This window comes from Halosimplex aquaticum (assembly GCF_028747785.1).
Classification (GTDB): domain Archaea; phylum Halobacteriota; class Halobacteria; order Halobacteriales; family Haloarculaceae; genus Halosimplex; species Halosimplex aquaticum.
On record NZ_CP118160.1, the window covers coordinates 71,815 to 90,731 of the forward strand.

Sequence of the window (18,917 nt, forward strand, 5' to 3'; positions counted from 1 at the left end):
TCTAATTGATGTCTCGAACGACGATCGCAGGTTTCTCGGTTCCATCGAGGATCGGAGTGAGAACAGTTCCCAGAATCCGGCCTCGAAGTGATGGTTCTGTTTCCCCAAGAATGATCAGATCGTGCTCCGCAGCGATGTCGATAATCGCTGACTTCGGATCCTCGGCTCCGGAAAGTTCCCAGTCGAGCCGGTCGCGATCGATTCCCTCCTCCGATAGCCGGTCAGCTGCACCCCGGAGAACAAACTCTCCTTGACTCGGATCGGTCCCCTCCTCAACAGAATGAAACAAGGTGACAGTCGCATCACTCGCTCGGACGAGATCGCCGACGAGTGAGATGATTCGCTCTAGGTTCACGTCTCCTCGAAGGGGAACGAGTATCCGTTCGACGGGTCCGGCTTCACCGGGGACAAAGACCGCGTCGCAGTCGTGTTGATCTGCGACCCGGTCGATGGAATCCTGACGGTCCTTCGTGAAGACGAGGACGCCCTCGACGTCGTGTTCAGTACTGTCAAACTGTCTAACGAGGTCGTCCAATCGCTCTGAGGCGTCGGATTCGTGGTCTTCCTTGAGATGAGCTGGGGCGGTCTGTTTTGGGACCGGATAGTAACCGAGTACCACGAGGTTAACCGGTCGAAGTAGTTCTAAAACCTCCTGATCAGGTGGTTCTGCGACGGAGACGTCGACCGGAACGAGAATCGTCGAGTCACCGGTGAGGGGCATGGGTATACTACCTTTTCCAGACGTGTCGTTTTATACCTCGTGTCGAGGGGCTCCGATCTAACCGTCTTTGAGACAGCATTCAAGCGCACATGTAGAGCGGTCACCCCTCGAGATTTCTGGATTTAACCGTTGGGCTGATACCGAAATCGCCAGTTTGCCACCAAATGTATCCTATGATCGCAAGTGCCGCCGGGAACTGGAGTACCAACGGTATAAATCCCGTCTGCCCGGTGAGCCAGGAGGGCCCGTGGACGGTCAACGAGAGCACGGCTACTGATGGATCAGCAGCTGTCGGAAAGACGTACGCAGAGACGAAATTGAAGCCAGCGTGGATGCCGATTGGGAGGGCGAGCTGTCCCGAACAGAGGTATGCGAGGCCCAGCAAAAGACCGGCACACAGGAAATGGAGACCATTGACGAGTTCAGGTGCTGGATGCGTGAGTGCGAATAGAAGGGCGGACAACCCCAATGCAGTACCGACCCTTACGGGCTGGGACAGCCATCGAAAGTTAAGCCCCTCGATGGCGTTCGAGAGTACGTACCCTCGAAAAACGAGTTCTTCAACAATCGCGATACCCACTGTAATAACGATAGCAAAGCCGAGATCTCGGAGATAGGTGGCTGTTGGAGTGTACTCCACTCCACTAACTGTCATCCAGCCACCAACCAATCCGAGTACAGTTGCTACTGTTGGGATTGCGCCTCCAATTATGAGGCCGACGAGTGCGTCAACCCCCCACCGCCCGTCAATCTCGAGTCCAAACGAGCGAATGGGGCGTTTGTCGATGTAGGTTGCTGCCCCAAACAGGAGCCCAATCACACAGACTGTGAGTATCGTGCGAAGCAAAGCAGACCGGAAGAGGCTGTCACCAGATGGCGCTACGAGGACCGGAATCGAGATGAAGATAATGGTGTAGGCTATCAAGAAGATATATATCCGAAGAAACGCCCGAGGTCGCTGCTCTCGCTTGTTCCATACGACTAAGCGAAGACGCCGGAGATATTCGCGGAGGTACGAGTGCACTCTGGATCCTTGTCCGGTGGTTGGGCTGTAGAGTATTAATCCATGGTATGGTTGCAGACGTTCTTTGAAACAACGAATGTGTATCAAACAGCGTCAACGCCTACGATTCCCATTACTACGCCACCGATAGTCACAGGAACCCAGTAAACTGCTCCCCGAAAAATAGCGACAGCGGCGAAGGCGGTACCCCCTCCAATCGCCAGTTCAGGAAGGGTAGTAAGCACGCCGACGAGTACTACCTCTATGCCACCAGCGCCACCTGGAAGCGGCGTGATCGCAGCGAGAGCCCCAACTGGGATCACGAATAACAGGACGGAGAACGGGATCGGAGAACCGATCGCCAGAAAGGCTAACCAGAGCGCGACCATCTGGAGGACCCAGCCAGCCGTCGAGGCAGCGAGTGCAACAATAATTCCCCGACGATCCCCCGCCACGCGTTCTATAGCGGCGACAAAATGCCTGACCCGAGAGCGGATAGCCTGTCGTGTGGGGGATTGCATCCGCGGGAGAATCCCACCTAGCCGTTTGAGACCTGGAGTGAGAATTCGAACGATCCACGACTGTACCCGAGTTCGCCTTCGCCACGAAAGATATCCGACGGCGGGGGCAACTATAGCAAGGATGATGATACCAGCGACGAGGAATTGCAGGCGCCGCCCGAACGACATTTTGGTGGCGTAATATCCGGCACCGATCAGAGCGAACGTCACCGATGGAATGAAGTTGAGGGTATCTACGCTTGCGATAGCTGCTAGCCCTTGCTCGTATTCCGAGTCAGTTACTTTTGAGATAAGCAGTGCGGTCACCGGTTCACCACCTGCTTGCCCAAATGGGGTGATGTTGTTCGAGAACATTGCTCCGTTGAGAATGAAAAACGATCGTATGAACGAGATCTCGATGTCCATCACCGCCAGGACTGTCCGAAGACCAATTCCCCACGCAGCGAGCCATCCGAGTGTAACTAGGAGGATAAGTGCAACGATACGACGATTAGCGTCAGCAAGTTCCTGAATGAATCCTTCTGCGCCGACAAGATATGCCAATATACCAAAGACGACAAACACGCCAAGAAATCCGAGTGCAGTCGCGCGTACTTGATTCCGGTTCATGAGCCCACCCCTGTAATCCAAATACAACTTTGACTGAGCTCATTTCCAGAACGGAACTGGTATTTCGCTTCCCTGCAAAAACATAGAATTAAACATCTCATCAATATATAACAGATGTTCGGAGTTAGAGCAACTGTCGGCCACAGGATGGACACTCTTCGTATTGTGACTTAACCGTAGTTTCGCAGTTCGGACATTCAAAGTCTGGACTGGAGAGTAATGAGATGTCACTCAATCTCCGAACCATCACTCGGAGTTTTTCCATACCGACACCTTCTTCAAAAAGGCTATGAACTTTTTGCTTCGTCGCTTCCATTCTTAGGTCCCACTAGTGTAATCTGAAACTGTGCTCACTTCGACCGTTTGAATGAATAGCCGGCTTCTTCCAGAGCCCTTTCGACGTGAGGCTCATGGAGGATGTCAAGTTCGCCTTTTGCTTGAACCATCCACTTCTCTCTTCAAACGTAAACTGATAGGTGGCAATAGCGAACTCACCACGATTATCGATGCCCATGACCTCGACGATTATCTCAGTCGTGTACTCGTAGAGTTTTTGTCGGTCACTTCCTCCATAAGCGCTCTAGAAGACTATTTCTCGGCTGGACATAAAGCCGCCAGGAGCGACGTTGAGTAGCAACTCGCCGGAAATTGCTTCAACGCACGTCATTTATCATACTCGGCCTCCCGCGATAACGTATGACGATCTATGAAACCGAAGTTCCAGGGGTCGGTCATAAATTCGAACTCGAACTGGATGGTGAGGAACGACTAATTGTACTCATTCACCACGATGGGAAGCGTGAGGTCTATCGCCGTCCTGGAGAAAACCAAGACAGCCAGAAGTTGTTCAGTCTTACTGGTAAGCGAGCGCGCCAGCTTGGCTCTATCCTTGAGGGAGCACACTTTCAGCCCATCGAAATGGACGAAATCCAAGTGCCCTTGGGCGAAGCGATCATCGAGTGGGTCGATATCGATTCATCATCACCATTAGTGGGACAGACCCTCCGGGCGGCCAATATTCGGGAGCAGACCGGCGTATCAATTATTGCAATTCAGCGGGCCGAAAAGACGATAGCGAATCCGATGCCCGATACGACTATCGAGGCTGATGATATCCTCGTCACGCTCGGGAGCCGGGACGAGCAACAGGCGTTCTCCGAACTTGTCGAAACCGGATCTACCGATACTTCGCAGGCCTAAGAATGGCGGAACTGTTGCTTGTCGAGATCGGCATCGCACTGACTGGTATCGCGCTCGCAGGTGCTTTGGCCAACCGCATCGGCCTGTCCGTAATCCCAGCATACATCATCATCGGGATCCTCATCGGACCGAATGAGCCGTCCTCAATTGGCGGAATCTCACTCACCCTCGTCGAACATCGGGAGTTTATCGATGTACTCGCTGAACTCGGTATCATATTCCTGTTGTTCTTCCTTGGTCTCGAGTTCAGCGTCTCTCAGCTGCTGGCCGATCGGAAACGCATCGCGAAAATCGGGAGTATCGACTTCCTCATCAACTTCGGTCTCGGCCTGACTCTTGGTGTCGTCTTCGGCTACACGCTCTTGGAGACGTTCTTCATCGCGGGGATCGTCTACATTTCCTCGAGTGCCGTGATCACGAAGTCACTCATCGATAACGGCTGGGTTGCGAACCCGGAGAGTAGCCCGATCTTGGGCACACTCGTCTTTGAAGATATTCTCATCGCCATCTACTTAGCACTACTATCGGCGGTCGCACTGGGTGAGGGGACAGCTCTGGATGCTGCGATGTCTGTGGGGTCGGCGTTTGCGTTTCTCGGTGTCCTCACCGTCGTTGCGTGGTACGGCTCGGAGTACGTGGAGCGAGCGTTCGACGCGGATTCAGATGAACTATTCCTGCTTCGGGTTCTGGGGATCACGACACTCATAGCCGGTGCAGCTCTCACCGCTGGACTCAGTGAAGCTGTCGCTGCGTTCTTCGTCGGGACAGCGTTCAGCGGAACCGACCATACCGAACGGATCGAGGACGTCGTCGCACCTGCCCGTGACTTCTTTGCTGCTGTGTTCTTCTTCTCGATCGGGCTCACGACAGACATTACATTACTCGCCAACGTCGTCTGGTTGCTCCTTGCAGCCATTCTCGTCACGACTGCTGGAAAGCTGGTGAGTGGCACACTGTCCGGTCAAGTCTACGGATTGGATCGAATACGTTCGGCCCGTGTCGGTTTTGGGATGGTGCCACGAGGTGAGTTTTCTCTCGTGATCGCTACACTTGCTGCCAGTGTTGGCACTGGGGCACTCGGATCCGTAATTCCCGCATTTACGGTTGGTTACGTCTTGCTGATGAGCATCTTGGGGACTGTTCTGATCCAGAACTCGGATCCGATTCTGGACCGTGTTCCACTGAGACTGCGAAAGTCAACACCCGAGTGAAGCCGGGATATCTTGAAGGGCATTCCGACCCTATTTAAGCTCGAAAGCCGTATGCGACGCGTAGGTACCCGTACTATCCCTCATCATGCCTGACCCGAATCCCGATAGCGAGTCGTCGAATGGGGATGAGCTCTCCCCTGAGGATGTCTATGAGACTATGGACCCGCTCGAACCATACACTACGGATGAGTTAGCACGCCGCCTCGAGACATCGAAAGGTCTCATTTGGTCGTTTCTGAACAAGCTCGTCGGCGAAGACAAAGTCCGGAAAAAAGAGCCCGAACCAAACCGGACGATCTGGATTCGAGAACCACCCGTCTACGAGTGTGAGAACTGTGGCTTCGAGTTTCAAGTCAAGTTTCTCCATCCAATCCTCTCTTCAGTCCGTCTGTGCCCTCGATGTGGAAAGCAGCTGGACTAGTACCGCTTCTCCACGCTTTTCACGATTGCCAGTAGGACGGCGTCAATAGCACCAGCACCGGAATGATTTCGATCCGTCCAACCCACATGAGGAACGTCATAACGAGCTTCGTCGACCGCGGGAACGGCTCGTAGCTTTCGAGTGGGCCTGCGATACCGAAGGCCGGTCCGATATTGAAGAACGTTGCTGCTGCAGCACTCATCGCCTCAAACTCAGAAACCGTTAATTGTACCCGAGAAGCGTCGAGCACGACGAAAATCGTCGCCAGGATGAAAAACACGAGACTCACGAGGGTGTACGCATAGATATCCCGAATCGTCTCTTCGTCGATGACGGATCCGCTCAGTCGGACTGGGCGAATCGCACTTGGACTAGCTGCCGTAAACAGGTCGCGCCGAAACGCCTTCACGACGACCAACCAGCGCAGCGTCTTGATCGAACAGGTCGTACTGCCAGCCATTCCACCGATGAACATACAGACGAACAGGAGGTGTTTGGGTCCCGCCGACCAGAGGTTGAAGTCCGTGCTCGCGTAGCCAGTGGTTGTGACGATTGAGACAACCTGGAAGATAGCGTGTCGAGCGATCTCTTCGAGGCTCGTGTATGGCCCGCCGTTCGCGAACAGCATCCCGCCAACACCGAGGGAAAAGAACCCGAGGATCGCGACGTAGAACCGAAACTCGTCGCTGTTCCGGAGCCGGTCGAAGTTCCCTTGGAAGACGAAGTAGAGTAACACGAAACTGGTTGCACCGATTGCCATGAACGGAATAATCACCCACTGCACAGCAGGAGAGAAGGCAGCAATGCTGTCCCCCCGGGGTGAAAAGCCACTCGTCGCGATCGTCGTGAATGCGTGCGCAATCGCATCGTACAACGTCATCTCCGGTGCATATCCAACCAAGTGAAGCCCGTAGAGAACCGCCACCTGGAGCCCGGTCAGGCCGATATAGAGCTTCCAGAGAAGAGCAGCCGTTTCCGAAATTTTGGGAGTGAGTTTGTTGACGTCTTGGGTCTGGCTTTCGGTCTCCATGAGCTGCGCCCCACCGACGGATAACTGGGAGAGGACCGCCGTCGCTAGCACGAGGATTCCGAGCCCACCGAGCCACTGAAGAACCGCTCGCCACATGAGGATGGCCCGCGAGTGGCGGTCGAAATTCACGATGACCGTCGCGCCGGTAGTCGTGATGCCGCTCATACTCTCGAAGAGCGCGTTCACAGGTTCTGCAAGAGTGCCTTCACCAGCCAGCAGAAATGGGACGGCACCGACGAGAGCTATGCTCAGCCACGTCAGCGAGACCATCAGGAACGCCTCCCGGGCACGGAGGTCACGCTCGTCGGTTAGCTGTTCGAGACCGAATCCTAGGAGTACCGTGCCCAATATCGGGAGGACGAACGGGAGCAGTGCCGTTCCGTCGTAGAGAGCGATACCGAGTGGGAAGAGTAATGGCACCCACAGCCACTTGAGAATCGTTCCAACCAGTCGGCAGCTAACCCGCCAATCGACGCGAATCCTCATACGAGATCCATAACAGGAGAAAGGACATCTGTAGCCACAAAGAGAACGACGTGATCGCCGGGTTCGATGACGGTTTCGCCGCGGGGAACGATGAACTCCTGATCGCGAGTGACCGCTCCAATGACGACGTCGGATGGGAGTTCGGTAACGCACTCGCGGATCGGTCGACCGGTGAGGACGCTTTCCTCGTCGACCTCGATCTCCAGCACCTCAGCTTGACGATCTTCGATGAGTGAGAGGTTTTCGACCTGGCCCTTCTGTGTAAAGCGGATGATCTCCTCTGCAGTCGCTTCACGTGGATTGATTGCGACGTCGATCCCGATCGCCTCAAATAAGCCGGCGTATTGCCCTTCCTCGACAACGGCGACTGTTCGTTGAACTCCAATGTTCTGTGCGAGCAGCGAGACGAGGAGGTTCTTTTCGTCGCTGTCGGTCGCTGCGATGACTGCGTCCGCTCGATCGATCTGTTCCCCGACGAGGAAATCTGTATCTGTCGCATCGTGTTCCAACACGATTGTTCCGGGGAGGTCTTCGGCGAGTTCCCGACCACGGTCCGCATCTTGTTCGATTAGACGAGGTTCGATACCACGCTCTTCGAGTAGCTTAGCCGTGTGATATCCGATGTCGCTCCCACCAACGACGACAATATTGCGGGCCTCATCTGAAGATTCAGGTGAGGCAACCGTTCTCGAAAAGGATTGGACACTCTCTGGACTGCCGATGACGATCACCCTGTTCCCAGCTTCGATACGCGTCTGCCCACGAGCGATTACGACGTCGCCATCCTGAACAAGTGCAGCGAACGTGAGCGCCTCGAATTTATCCGCCTCTTCGACGGTCTGTCCCGCGATTTCACTTTCTGCTGTCACCTCGAACTCGGCCATCTGGACGAGTCCGCCAGCGAACGGGTCGACGTCGATTGCTGCTGGGAGCCCGACGACGCGGACGATATCATTCGCCGTGAGGAGATTCGTCGAGACCATGAAGTCGACGCCGAATGCATCCTCCGACTTTGTCCAAGTCTTGAAGAAGTTCGTATTTCGAGTCCTGGCAATAGTAAAGACGCCACCAACTGTTTTCGCGGTTCCACAGGTGACGAGGTTCGTCTCATCGTCGTCTGTACTGGCGATGAGCATGTCTGCTTCGGCGATGCCAGCGTTTTCGAGTGTCTCCAGCGAGGTCCCGTCCCCCTCTATCGCTAAGATGTCGTTCGAATAGGTAAGTTCATCAACTTTCTCGGGGTCAACATCGATAACGATGACGTCGTGGCTCTCGGCGAGACTGACTGCGATATTGGAACCGACTTCACCAGCCCCAACTACGATTACACGCATTGGTTCTCCCTCAATGTACTCATTAGACGTGACTAAAGGGCGAACCCTACAAAAAAGTCGTTCTCGACATTCCGGGTCGAATCTTCTAAGGAAGGATGTTCTTGAAGAGTCTGAATCAACCCGAAGGACGCCACTCACCACCTAACTCATCGCGCTGATAATCGTTGTAATCCCCATCCTCAAAGAGTGTCATGCGACCGTCTTCCTCACTGAGCGTCACAGCCGCGACCACTTCTTCACGGACAGACACCTCGATTGCGCTCAAGTGCTTCGTTCCCATCCAGTCAGCATACTCAATCGTTTCTGCCGCCTCCGCTTCGTCGGAATTCGGACTTTTGATCCGGACCATCTGCTCTTGGATAGTTCCGTCCGTACTGACGACAACCGCGCCGTCACGTGAATGGCCGACCGTTCGCGCTGCCTGGACGAATCCGTCGAGATTCTCCGTGACGACCCGACAGGTCTCGGTCGGCCAGACGTTCTCGCCCAGTGGGTCCGCATACGCGCCAGAATGCACCCCTGCCACGACCACGAAGTACAACCCCGGTCCCCGAACGTGCTCTTCGCCCCACCTCTCGAATTCGAGACTAATATCCTCGATCGCATATATGATGAAGTCAATGAGTTCACCAACTGTCGTGTACTCTACGCGCAACGGATCCGCATCCGGCTCGGACATTTATTCCTCCCCACCTTGCTCCATCGTGTTTGACTGCCCAGTCAGACGCTCGCGTAATATGTCGATCGACTGTTGAAGTCGCGACCGCACGTCTAGGTTCCGCTTGGCCATGATGACCGTGTTAGACGCTCGCATGGCGACCGTTTCCGGAATCGTGCCGAACAGGAACCGCTGGAACGCGCCTTCCCGCGTCGCGCCGATGATGGTGAGGTCGTGATCTGCACTCGCCTCAACCAAGGTCGCCACCACGTCTTCTCCTTCTAGGAGGGTTGTCTCGAATGCTCCACCGGTTTCGAACGCCTCGGTCGCCGAAGCGAGCAACGAGCGTGCCCGCTCGTATTCCGCGTCGGACGCGTCGGGGTCGATGACGTAGGCGGACGTCACTGTCGCGCCAGTTCCGCGGGCGAGCGCGGCGGCCGTTTCGGCTGCCAGTTCGGCGTGTGGGCCACCCGCCGTCGGTAACAGGATCGAATCGAGATCGCCGTCGGCTTCTATCCCGATCCGCTCGACGAAGACGTCACAGTCGGCTTCGGCGACAACACGATCGACGACAGAGCCGAGTACGACGTCACTATCGCTCGACCGGTCGCCACCCCATCCGACGAGGACGGCGTCGCTGCCGTGCTGGGCGACCGTGTTGATGATGGCGTCGGCGGCGTGGTGGCCAATCCTGATCGTCCCGCTGACGGGAACTCCCTCCTCCTCGGCGATATCCATCGCTTGGTCGAGGACGGCACGCTTCTCGCCGGTCCGTTCACGTCCACGCGAGAGCGGCGTCTGGTTGGGAACAGTGACCGCACTCATGACGAGCACTTCGCCGTCGTTTTCATTGGCGAGTGTCGTCGCAGTTCGCATTAACTGGGGTGCATTCCGTGGATTCGCAATCGGGACGACAATCTGATAGCCGTTACCAGGAGCCGTATATTCGGCGACAGCCGTCGGTGTCTCCTCCTCGAGTTGTTCGACTGACGGTGTCCGACTCTTCCAGGCGAACCAGATTCCCACGCCGATAACCTCCGCTAGAACCCCGAGTGCGACGGCGTACTGTCCGACCGTATCGGTGACGATGGTTCCGATGAGCACGAGGTTAGCGAGGACGGCAATCGCCGGGATGATCGGGACCAGCGGGACCCGGAAGCCACGGTTGATGTCAGGATACTTGCGACGGTTGACGACTAACGCGACGTTGACGACCGTGAGACCAGTGATCAACAGGAAATTAGCGAACTGTGCGAGCCCCTCGATCCCGAGGTGTATACCGAACAGCGGGCGGGAGCCACCGGTCTCACCGAACAACACCGCGAACACGAAGATATACAGGAAGATGAGTCCCCCAGTCATGAGCACCGTCTTGTACGGCGTCCCCCAGTTCGGATGAATCGCCTCGAGGCTTCGTGGCAGGTGGTTCCGGCGACTCATTGCCAGTTTCACGCGCGACCCGGCCATGATCGTCGCATTTGCAGCCGACAGCATCGAGAACAGTGCCCCGACGATAATCACGTAGAACCCGGCGTTGTAGGGCAATCCGAGGAAGAACCGAGCCGCGTACCCCATCGATACCTCTCCATGGGTAGCGATGTATTCGGCGGCGTCCACGCCACCGAGATCAACATTCGCTGCGAGGAATTGAACGAAGGCATCACTGTTGACGGCGATGACGATCACCAGCACGACCAGCGTGTAGATGACCGTCACAATCCCCATGCTGAGATAGATCGCTTTCGGGATAGTGTCACCAGGGTCTTTGATTTCCTCGGCGTTGGTGGCGATCGCGGAGAAGCCGAAGAACGTGATGAACACGAGGGCACTGGTCAGGCCGATGTTGGCGAACTCGCTAATGTTCTCTGTGACTGACTGTTGGATGACCGCCGGATCCAGCGCCTGTAATCCACCGTAGAGAAACAACAGCAACAGCGCGACCTTCAGGCCGGTGACGATGATCTGGAACTGGTTGGATTCCTCTGTGCCGCGCATATTGACGAGCACAAGCAAAGAGAGAATGACGATTCCCGGGACCCAGAACGGAATTGCCTCGGGGATGCTCAGAGCGGGATAGATGAACCGGTAGAACCAGTCAGAGAACGCAGCGAGGTAGAAGGCGGCGCTCGCGGGATAGCCGAGAATCATCGTCCATCCCATGATGTAGGTGAGATTGTTGTCGAAGGTGTTAGCGGTGTACATGTATCCGCCCCCACTCTCCTGGTAGATGGAGGAGAATTCGGCGTAGGCGGCGGCGGTGAACGCGGCGACTATCGCAGCGATAAGAAACGAGAGGATAGCGACGGCACCGACCTTTTCGACGGCGAGGCCGGACAGAACGAAAATGCCAGCGGCAATCATCGTCCCCACGCCGATCGCCAGCGCGCCGAGGAGCCCGATTTCCGGATTGAGTTCTTCGGTTACGCTTTGCCCACCCCCTGCCTGAGTAGAAGACGAAATTGAATCATCGGCCATACTAGCGTGGCTGTATGCCAGTTATAAATAAGTAAATACTGCATCCTACGGCGACCAGAACGAGAGTCCACGCGACAATACCCCGACAACGCGACTGGCGATACTGTGATCAAGTCGGATGGCCCTATGAGAATCTCCGTAAGTCCCAGACGCATGAAGTGTCAGAGAGTGACAGAGTTCAACAACTCCTACGGCTCAGAACGAGATAGGATCACTGGCCTGGTATGCAAAGGAACTGGAGAATTGGGTTCCCACCTCGGTTGACCCGCGAAGAGAGCACTCATCGTTGCCGAGCAGCATACGGAATCGTTCTTGAGTCCCAACATAGTGCTCAAGCCAGGAGTCCAATACAGTTTGGCTGTCCAATTAGATGACTGGTAGGTCCTCCGACTTCTCCGAGAAAAGACGTTGTGGTCTGATACCAGTCAGGTCCTCACCGTCAATTGGTGAGGATACGAATTAATTCCGGATTATACTATGCTTGAGACCATTCGAAGCGCAGGAGGGAGGGTCACTCGAAGCAGTGCGCCACCGAATCCAAGACTGATGAATCCCATCAGGACTGCGAACTCTGACTTCTCGTCCTCGACCCCAACGAGGAAATGATACAGCAAGAACGAACCAGCACTCTGAACGACGAATAACCCCACAATTGCGCCTCCGATGACGAAGAATGGGTCAGATTCCAGTGATAATGGAGGATACGGTGGGTCGAACCACCCAGACATTTTTACAAATAGTCCAATAATGGTATACAGAATAAACCAGCTCCCAAAAAATATCATTCCTCGAACGCCGATATAGACGGAGAGCGCGAGATATCTCTCGAGGAGGGTTGCGATCTCAACGACTCTTGACCGGGGCGGTTCCATATCTGGTTGAGACTCCGCTTATCGAGACCGAATTCACATCCCGTGTTTAAAACAGCTTGTAACAGAGGGTGTCATAGAAAGCCTCACACACGAGGACGCAGGGTGTTGGAACTGTGTCTACGAGCGCCAGCACCCTGCAAGAAGAGGGTTCTATCGACGAGTTCTTCAATGTCGTGGCTACCGAGACGCTCGCGTTGTTCGAGCATCTTGAGTTCGACTTTTTCAGCGAGTTCGACGTGTTCGCCCCCGCTCGCCGGGGGCGAACACGAGACCACCACCCACCAGAACTCTTCCGAGCGTTCCTCCACTGCTACTACAAGGACATCTACGGCATTCGCCCGGTCACACGAGAACTCCAGAACACGGTCGTCTGGCTCAGCTGTGGCTTCGATCGACCGCCCTCAAGAGACGCGGTCGATCGCTTCCTCACCGACCTCGAACACGTCGTCGACGAAGTCTTCGACCACCTCGTCGAGCAGGCCGCCGCCCGCGGCCTGCTCGACATGACCTACCGAATCGATTCGACGGACGTGCGAGCGATGCCATCCGACCCAGATGCGTCGAAGAACTACGACCCAACCGCTGAGGAGTACTATTACGGCTACGGCTGTACGATCGTCTCAACCGGCGCAAAGATCCCGATTGCAGCCGAGTTCACCGAGAGCAAACAAGCCGCAGAAGAGACGGCGATGCGCGTCACCCGTGACGCGCTCGCCGTCGCCCAGCCGATCTGGATGCTCGGTGACAGCGCCTACGACACGCTCGACTGGCACGACCTCCTGCTGACCGCAGGAGTCGTGCCAATCGCCCCGTACAACCCGCGAAACACCGACGATCCGCTCAATATCAAGTACAGAGTCGAAGACCGCATCGAGAAACACAGTGACGAGATTCAGCTCAAACAGTCGATCCTAGACGAGACGTACAACCGCCGGAGTCAGGTCGAGCGAACGAACGATGCGGTCAAGGACTGCGGCCTCGGGACGCTACGCGCCCGAGGCCGCGTCCACGCCCGAGCGCAGGTGTTCCTTGCGCTCTGCGTTCGACTCGTCGTCGCCGTCACCAACTACGAACGAGGTGACAATCCGGGAAGCACCGTCATCACGGTATGAGATGGATTCTATGACACCCTCGTTTATCAGATACGCATGTCACTGAGAGTCGGTCACCTCTCGAATTTTAAGGAGAGCCTCATCTATAGAGAAATCTCCGGGCAGGTTCGCCTGTTCCCGATGCCAATCACTGGGCATTTCCTCTGGCGGATTGAAATTCACACGTTGCGTCTTTCCCATTTCGTGAGCAGGGACGTATATTGCCGTACCCTCTTCGTGGATGGCACCAGCGAATATATCAACGGTACCATCGGGGTACCGCTCTGGAGAGATTTCCAACTCGTAACGGTATTTATCATAATCGCTCGCCGTCTTTACCTGAACTCGTAACAGCCCCCACTCAACGTCGGTTATCAGGTCGTACTTCTGCTCATGACCATGGGGATAAGCTACGCCATACCCATTTCGAAGAATGTCTGCGGCGACTAAGGCTTCTGATGCATCACCCCGCCAACCTCGTTCCAAATCCATACTAACCTACTGGCAGTACTACTACAGAAAAGTACGTCTAATTAGTCCCCACTTCGAGGAGTGTCCAACTCTATCGAGATGAGGGACACCGCAGTAACTCAAGTACTGTCGTCTGAGCCACAATCCAGCTGAATCCATATTCGTACTCGATAGCGTTTATTGACCCCTCGATAGGTGAGGGGCGCGCCGAACTGGCGAGTTCCCTGAACACGGTGAGAACGATGGCAACCAGAGACATCTACGAAAGCGGATTCGACGAAGACGTCCGAACGGAATCAAGTGCGAACCAGTGTCCCGAGTGCGACGGCCGGGTCACCACGAACGCGGTCGAAACAGTCTGCGAGGACTGTGGGCTGGTCATCAACGAGCAGCGTATCGATCACGGGCCGGAGTGGCGGGCGTACGACGACGAGGAGTGCGAACGAACCGGCGCCCCACTTACTGCGGCTCGCCACGATCGCGGCCTGTCGACGGAAATCGGTTACGGCACCGACGCGAACGGGAACGAACTCTCCGGACAGAAGCGACGGCGACTCGCCCGGATGCGCCGTGAGCAGACCCGAGGTCGCTGGCGATCGAAAGCGGAACGGAATCTCGCACACGGCTTGGGCGAGGTGCGCCGCTTAGCAAGTGCCCTCGGCCTCTCCGATTCGGTTCATGACCAGGCGTGTCAGCTCTTCCGGAGCGCCCAGAACGAGGATCTGCTTCGTGGCAGGTCCATCGAGGCCATCGCCGCGGCCAGCGTGTACGGAGCCTGCCGGTGCAACGGCCTCTCGCGGTTGGTAGGCGAGGTCAGTGAGATGGCCCGCGTCGCGGAGTCGCGAGTCACGAATGCGTACAAGGTGCTGAACGAAGAGTTGGGGCTCCCTGCCGAGCCCGTCTCCCCCAGTATGTTCGTGCCGCGACTCGCCTCGGACCTCGAGTGTCCGGACAAGATCCGTCAACGGGCCCGAACGCTCGCGGAGCAGGCCGAGGAGCACGGCGTCACAACGGGTGTCCATCCGGCTGGGTTCGCAGCGGCTTGTCTCTACAAGGCCGGTCGCGAAGAAGGCCGATGGCTGACGCAAAGTGACGTCGCCGAGTCCGGGAACGTCACGCCAACAACTGTCCGGACGCATCACCAGACACTAGAGGAACAAGTAGCCCGACAACGCCCCTGTACAAATACGGCCGTTAGATAATTTTCTCAGGAAACTATTTGTTTCTCGACCGTGTAGACCCCAGTATGACCGAGACGTGGGACGACGTCAACGAGCAAGTCAAAGCGGAGTGGAAAGACGATACCACGCCGTTCGAGCGGGTGTACGAAATCGTCGAACAGACCCACGATGGGCAATCGGCCGCCGAGATCGCCGATCGAGCGCTCGTGAGCGAGCCGACGGCGCGTCGCCACTGCAAGACGCTCGTGAACACCGGGTTCGCCGAGACGGAACAGGACGGCCAAACAACGCTGTATAAGCGCAATAGCGACCGGGTTTTGATGTCCCGGATCCGTGAGCTGCGTGAGGAAGTCAATCGGCCAGAGTTGCTCGACAGCATCCAGGAGATGAAGGCTGAGATCCGGCGCTACGAGGATCGTTACGATGTGGTCTCACCCGAGGAACTCGCCCAGCAACTCGACGCCGACGAGACAGCGGGCTGGGACGATCTCACCGCGTGGCGAACGACGCGGCAGAATCTCGCCGTTGCCCAAGCAGCACTCGCCTACGACGAGGCCAGCCACCAGCTCGCTGTATGAGCGACGACGACGACCGCGCCGGCGAGTTCGGACCAATCTATCTTCCGGCACTCCAGCGGATTCGTGACCTCTGGCTCGAACTCGAACCGCTTGTAGACGAAACAGCGTACGACGACGTCGTCGCCCCCACGGAACTGCAGATCAGTCTCAGCGACGGGCTTGGCAACGCCGAGAACGCTCGACTCGATATCCAATGGAGCGAATGGGGGATGTACTCGTTCCATTACGTCGATAGCGACGACGTCAATTGGCGCTTCGATCGCCACCCAAATACACACTCTCCCGAAATCCATTTCCACCGGCCGCCTGAAGCCGCAACAACGGACGCCGAATCGTCCTGTATCGACGTGACCGAGGTGTCACTCGTGACGCGTGCAGTTCATGCGATGTGGCGGGCAGCGTACGAGGATAACGACATAGAGCAGCTGAATAGCGCCTCAAACCCGCCGTGAGACGGGATTAGCGGATGGCGCGGTCAGCCACGTCCATCATCTGCTCACGAGCGGCTTCGACATCCGAGTAGAGCGCCAACGCGTGCTTGATGAGGCGACGGTCTTCCAGATTCTCCTCCCACCGCGTGATCACCTCACGGCGCTCGTGGAGCTCCGCACTTGCAAGGTCACCGTCGGCGAGCGACTGTTCGAGCTCTTCCCACGTCTCGACGTCGTAGGTCGCCTGCCACTCCTCGATCTCCTCGGTAATCGCGGCCAATTCGTTGCGGAGCTCCTCGCGGGTGTTTTCGTCGATGAGCGTGCGGATTTCCTCGAAGAGCAGTCGCGTGTAGTCCGGCTGATAGCGCGTGGTCTCGCTGGCCTCGACGCGGCGCAGCTGGCCCTGGTCGACGACATCCTGGAGTTCATCGTTGGTCGTACTCCAAGCGGCGTCGGCCTGCTCGCTGATCCAGTTGACCGACCACGGTTCGCGGAGCGTCTCGACGACCGCTCGAATACGGTCGCGAGCGCTCATCGACTCAGTCCACGACTGGACGCCATTCCGTGGGGATTCCGACATGCTTAGCACCTCTTGCAACAGGGTCGTGCCGTATTCGCGTATATGTTTGTACACTCTTGTATAATCAAGAGTATGTTACGAGCATAGTCGTCCGGACATTGAAATGCGAGACCGACAGAAGCTATGAGCCAACCGATGCACTACAAATATTCTGACTTTGAGGAACTGCGGCCGACTGGCGAGGCGTCCCACATTCCGGACGAGAAGGTCAACGGCGGGTGTGAAGGTGACCCCCGACGGCAACGCGTCGCGACGGGCTCTGGTGGTTACCCTGATGCGCCGACGGTAACCGACGGCGAGTGCCGGTCCTGTGGGGCGTCAGTCCCAGACGACCAGACGAAATGCCGGTTCTGTCTCGCCAACCATCTCGGTGGTGACCCGACTGGCACGGACGAGTCAGCGTCGACGACGGTCCTCGGCATCGTCCACCTGGTCGTCGAGTCGACCACGTTCTACGGCGCCGTCGCGAAGGGCGGCGCGGCGGCGAACCTCCTCTCCGCCAAAGAGGCGGAGCCGGCCGTCGACGACTACACGCTCATCTACGACCTTGACGAGGCGCCGGCGCGCCAGCTGGCCGAACAATGGCCCTCACTTCCCGACGCGGTACAGGTGTCGTCAGAGGAGGGAGAGCGGCTTCTCAGTGCCGCCCGTGACCGGACTGGATGGCACGGGCAGGGAGCATCGGAGCGTCAAGAGCAGGCCCCGACGCGGCTCTACGACCAGCGTGGGGACGGCATCCGCGACGCGTCGCGTCTCGACGCGGTCCTCGACGACGCCGACGACGCGGTGTGGCTGGTTCCAGCGATAGCGCTGACCGAATCCGCCGGCGAAGCTGGGGCTGATCGGCAGGAGTCGTCGGTACCGACGACGCAGGAACTCGACTGTCAAAACTGTGGACAGGCGACCGACCATCGGTTCAAGACCCACGAGTCGGTCCCGGATGAAGCGTGGACGGGGCAACCGATCTGGGAGTGTCGGGTGTGTGGCTCGGCTCGCTACGGACCCAGTCTCGAGTAGCCCCAGTGCTGAGCATCGATTAACCAACAACTTGCGAGTACCGTCGAGGTTCGTTGGTTAAGGCCACGAGCTCCTGCAAGTCCGACGCCAGTCTCGATGGGGAGTCTTTCCGGGCCGGCGAGCGGTGAGGCGCTTCCGATGGAGCAAGAGTTCAAACAGGGCTACCGGATGCATCGTATACTCAGCAATCTCAACCAACTCGACGTCGACCGATTGGACGACGCGGATCGAGAGCGAGTTGAGACCGCGAGAGACCTCCTGGAAGAGGTGAGCCTTCTCACGCGGCCGGGCGACAGAGCCGGGGCAAACGCCCACGCAGACTCCTAACTGGAGTCGCCGGCCACGCCTCGGGAACCACCTCTCGCATCGGTTTATTGCCCCCGACAGGGGTGCGGGGGCGACCCCGTGAAGTCCAGACATGGCGACACTGCAAGCTTCGACGACATCGACCGGCGCGATCGTATCGGATCCGCAGGCAGTCCGCGAGCTCTGTGAGAGCTACTGCTTCGGGACGCTCGACTGGGAGGTTACCGAAGACGGAGAGCTCACCATCTGGGGCTACGACGACTTCGAGGTGTACGAGGCGCGGGAGAACGGCCTCCCGGACTACGAGGGCGGCATCGTGACCCACGAATTCCTGCGAGAACTCGCCAACCACCTCGAAGCCGACGAAGAGTTCGATATCCAGACGGCGGGGTTCACCAAGTGCCGCTTCCCGGTCCTGGCCAAGCGGTACGTCGTTCGCGACGGCGAAGTCCTCCACGCGGACCTCAGTTCCCCCAACCCGATCGACGAGTGGGAGTAGTTGTCGATACGGTTTCTTTATCCATGATGAGGGCTGAAACAGCCGGTCAGTACAGATTGTTTACAGACCATATCTCAGGATAGCCGTACACGGTCGATTTCAGCAACATTCGAATTCATAACGTACTCTATAATGCAGTCCTCGCAAACGGGTGCCCGATAGATCTTCCCAGTCTCGTATGTTACTTTAGTTACTTTCCCATCCTCACTTTCACAGTCGGTA

General features: G+C 57.0%; 19 protein-coding genes. 9 read left to right on the forward strand and 10 right to left on the reverse strand.

The features are described 5' to 3' along the window. Position 1 precedes the first annotated feature (1 nt). From PSC72_RS24940 to PSC72_RS24950, 3 genes are all read right to left on the reverse strand, one after another. Positions 2-721 carry a universal stress protein gene (locus PSC72_RS24940; protein WP_248653081.1) on the reverse strand — a complete coding sequence of 240 codons (720 nt, stop codon included), beginning with the start codon at positions 719-721 and terminating at the stop codon, positions 2-4. Between the two features lie 100 nt (positions 722-821). After that, positions 822-1,646, reverse strand: coding sequence for a CPBP family intramembrane glutamic endopeptidase (locus PSC72_RS24945; protein ID WP_248653082.1), 825 nt, complete (start codon positions 1,644-1,646; stop codon positions 822-824). A 182-nt stretch (positions 1,647-1,828) separates the two neighbouring features. Then, entirely contained in the window at positions 1,829-2,854 is a 1,026-nt protein-coding gene (locus PSC72_RS24950; protein ID WP_248653083.1) for a lysylphosphatidylglycerol synthase transmembrane domain-containing protein, read from the reverse strand. A gap of 696 nt (positions 2,855-3,550) precedes the next feature. Here PSC72_RS24950 and PSC72_RS24955 point away from each other — a divergent pair. Continuing rightward, positions 3,551-4,054, forward strand: a complete 504-nt coding sequence (locus PSC72_RS24955) for a cation:proton antiporter regulatory subunit (protein ID WP_248653084.1) — start codon at positions 3,551-3,553, stop codon at positions 4,052-4,054. Positions 4,055-4,056: 2 nt separating this feature from the next. Then, entirely contained in the window at positions 4,057-5,265 is a 1,209-nt protein-coding gene (locus tag PSC72_RS24960; protein ID WP_248653085.1) for a cation:proton antiporter, read from the forward strand. 440 nt (positions 5,266-5,705) lie between these two features. Here the strand turns inward: PSC72_RS24960 and PSC72_RS24965 are convergent, their stop codons facing one another. From PSC72_RS24965 to PSC72_RS24985, 5 genes are all read right to left on the reverse strand, one after another. Continuing rightward, positions 5,706-7,202, reverse strand: a complete 1,497-nt coding sequence (locus tag PSC72_RS24965) for a TrkH family potassium uptake protein (protein ID WP_248653087.1) — start codon at positions 7,200-7,202, stop codon at positions 5,706-5,708. Next, positions 7,199-8,536 (reverse strand): Trk system potassium transporter TrkA, encoded by a 1,338-nt coding sequence (trkA, locus tag PSC72_RS24970; RefSeq protein ID WP_248653088.1) that lies wholly within the window; start codon positions 8,534-8,536, stop codon positions 7,199-7,201. Before trkA ends, PSC72_RS24965 begins: the two co-directional genes overlap by 4 nt. 115 nt (positions 8,537-8,651) lie before the next feature. Further along, positions 8,652-9,215 carry a diadenylate cyclase gene (locus PSC72_RS24975; RefSeq protein ID WP_248653089.1) on the reverse strand — a complete coding sequence of 188 codons (564 nt, stop codon included), beginning with the start codon at positions 9,213-9,215 and terminating at the stop codon, positions 8,652-8,654. Continuing rightward, positions 9,216-11,669, reverse strand: coding sequence for an amino acid permease (locus tag PSC72_RS24980; protein WP_248653090.1), 2,454 nt, complete (start codon positions 11,667-11,669; stop codon positions 9,216-9,218). A gap of 470 nt (positions 11,670-12,139) precedes the next feature. Then, positions 12,140-12,541, reverse strand: coding sequence for a hypothetical protein (locus PSC72_RS24985; RefSeq protein ID WP_248653091.1), 402 nt, complete (start codon positions 12,539-12,541; stop codon positions 12,140-12,142). Positions 12,542-12,654: 113 nt separating this feature from the next. On the opposite strand from PSC72_RS24985, the gene PSC72_RS24990 reads away from it, so the two are divergent. Further along, on the forward strand, positions 12,655-13,653 hold the full coding sequence (locus PSC72_RS24990; RefSeq protein ID WP_274321708.1) for a transposase: 999 nt from the start codon (positions 12,655-12,657) through the stop codon (positions 13,651-13,653). A 39-nt stretch (positions 13,654-13,692) separates the two neighbouring features. Here the strand turns inward: PSC72_RS24990 and PSC72_RS24995 are convergent, their stop codons facing one another. Next, positions 13,693-14,124, reverse strand: coding sequence for a group I intron-associated PD-(D/E)XK endonuclease (locus PSC72_RS24995; protein ID WP_248653117.1), 432 nt, complete (start codon positions 14,122-14,124; stop codon positions 13,693-13,695). A 221-nt stretch (positions 14,125-14,345) separates the two neighbouring features. Between PSC72_RS24995 and PSC72_RS25000 the strand changes: the two genes are divergently transcribed. Genes PSC72_RS25000 through PSC72_RS25010 form a run of 3 tightly spaced genes read left to right on the forward strand, consistent with a single transcriptional unit; the run spans position 14,346 to position 16,314 of the window. Beyond that, entirely contained in the window at positions 14,346-15,305 is a 960-nt protein-coding gene (locus PSC72_RS25000; RefSeq protein WP_248653118.1) for a transcription initiation factor IIB, read from the forward strand. 44 nt (positions 15,306-15,349) lie between these two features. Then, positions 15,350-15,862, forward strand: coding sequence for a winged helix-turn-helix domain-containing protein (locus tag PSC72_RS25005; protein ID WP_248653119.1), 513 nt, complete (start codon positions 15,350-15,352; stop codon positions 15,860-15,862). After that, positions 15,859-16,314, forward strand: a complete 456-nt coding sequence (locus tag PSC72_RS25010) for a hypothetical protein (protein ID WP_248653120.1) — start codon at positions 15,859-15,861, stop codon at positions 16,312-16,314. Before PSC72_RS25005 ends, PSC72_RS25010 begins: the two co-directional genes overlap by 4 nt. Positions 16,315-16,321: 7 nt before the next feature. Here PSC72_RS25010 and PSC72_RS25015 read toward each other — a convergent pair whose 3' ends face one another. Then, a complete protein-coding gene (locus tag PSC72_RS25015) occupies positions 16,322-16,873 on the reverse strand; it encodes a DUF7342 family protein (protein ID WP_274326360.1) in 552 nt (183 codons plus the stop codon). A gap of 135 nt (positions 16,874-17,008) precedes the next feature. Here PSC72_RS25015 and PSC72_RS25020 point away from each other — a divergent pair, with 135 nt between their 5' ends. The 3 genes from PSC72_RS25020 (at position 17,009) to PSC72_RS25030 (ending at position 18,695) form a co-directional block, all read left to right on the forward strand. Continuing rightward, entirely contained in the window at positions 17,009-17,890 is an 882-nt protein-coding gene (locus PSC72_RS25020) for a biosurfactant protein 1 (protein WP_274326417.1), read from the forward strand. A 138-nt stretch (positions 17,891-18,028) separates the two neighbouring features. Further along, the gene (locus PSC72_RS25025) at positions 18,029-18,217 is read left to right on the forward strand and encodes a hypothetical protein (protein WP_274326361.1); all 189 of its coding nucleotides are present in this window, start codon (positions 18,029-18,031) and stop codon (positions 18,215-18,217) included. 91 nt (positions 18,218-18,308) lie between these two features. Beyond that, a complete protein-coding gene (locus PSC72_RS25030) occupies positions 18,309-18,695 on the forward strand; it encodes a hypothetical protein (protein ID WP_274326362.1) in 387 nt (128 codons plus the stop codon). Positions 18,696-18,917: the final 222 nt, after the last annotated feature.

Coding starts and splice junctions, on each gene's coding strand:
- PSC72_RS25025 (WP_274326361.1), top strand. CDS start 18,029: ATGGAGCAAGAGTTCAAACAGGGCTACCGGATGCATCGTATACTCAGC.
- PSC72_RS25010 (WP_248653120.1), top strand. CDS start 15,859: ATGAGCGACGACGACGACCGCGCCGGCGAGTTCGGACCAATCTATCTT.
- PSC72_RS25030 (WP_274326362.1), top strand. CDS start 18,309: ATGGCGACACTGCAAGCTTCGACGACATCGACCGGCGCGATCGTATCG.
- PSC72_RS24985 (WP_248653091.1), bottom strand. CDS start 12,541: ATGGAACCGCCCCGGTCAAGAGTCGTTGAGATCGCAACCCTCCTCGAG.
- PSC72_RS24950 (WP_248653083.1), bottom strand. CDS start 2,854: ATGAACCGGAATCAAGTACGCGCGACTGCACTCGGATTTCTTGGCGTG.
- PSC72_RS24980 (WP_248653090.1), bottom strand. CDS start 11,669: ATGGCCGATGATTCAATTTCGTCTTCTACTCAGGCAGGGGGTGGGCAA.
- PSC72_RS24975 (WP_248653089.1), bottom strand. CDS start 9,215: ATGTCCGAGCCGGATGCGGATCCGTTGCGCGTAGAGTACACGACAGTT.
- PSC72_RS25020 (WP_274326417.1), top strand. CDS start 17,009: ATGCACTACAAATATTCTGACTTTGAGGAACTGCGGCCGACTGGCGAG.
- PSC72_RS25015 (WP_274326360.1), bottom strand. CDS start 16,873: ATGTCGGAATCCCCACGGAATGGCGTCCAGTCGTGGACTGAGTCGATG.
- trkA (WP_248653088.1), bottom strand. CDS start 8,536: ATGCGTGTAATCGTAGTTGGGGCTGGTGAAGTCGGTTCCAATATCGCA.
- PSC72_RS24960 (WP_248653085.1), top strand. CDS start 4,057: ATGGCGGAACTGTTGCTTGTCGAGATCGGCATCGCACTGACTGGTATC.
- PSC72_RS25000 (WP_248653118.1), top strand. CDS start 14,346: ATGGCAACCAGAGACATCTACGAAAGCGGATTCGACGAAGACGTCCGA.
- PSC72_RS25005 (WP_248653119.1), top strand. CDS start 15,350: ATGACCGAGACGTGGGACGACGTCAACGAGCAAGTCAAAGCGGAGTGG.
- PSC72_RS24940 (WP_248653081.1), bottom strand. CDS start 721: ATGCCCCTCACCGGTGACTCGACGATTCTCGTTCCGGTCGACGTCTCC.
- PSC72_RS24995 (WP_248653117.1), bottom strand. CDS start 14,124: ATGGATTTGGAACGAGGTTGGCGGGGTGATGCATCAGAAGCCTTAGTC.
- PSC72_RS24955 (WP_248653084.1), top strand. CDS start 3,551: ATGACGATCTATGAAACCGAAGTTCCAGGGGTCGGTCATAAATTCGAA.
- PSC72_RS24965 (WP_248653087.1), bottom strand. CDS start 7,202: ATGAGGATTCGCGTCGATTGGCGGGTTAGCTGCCGACTGGTTGGAACG.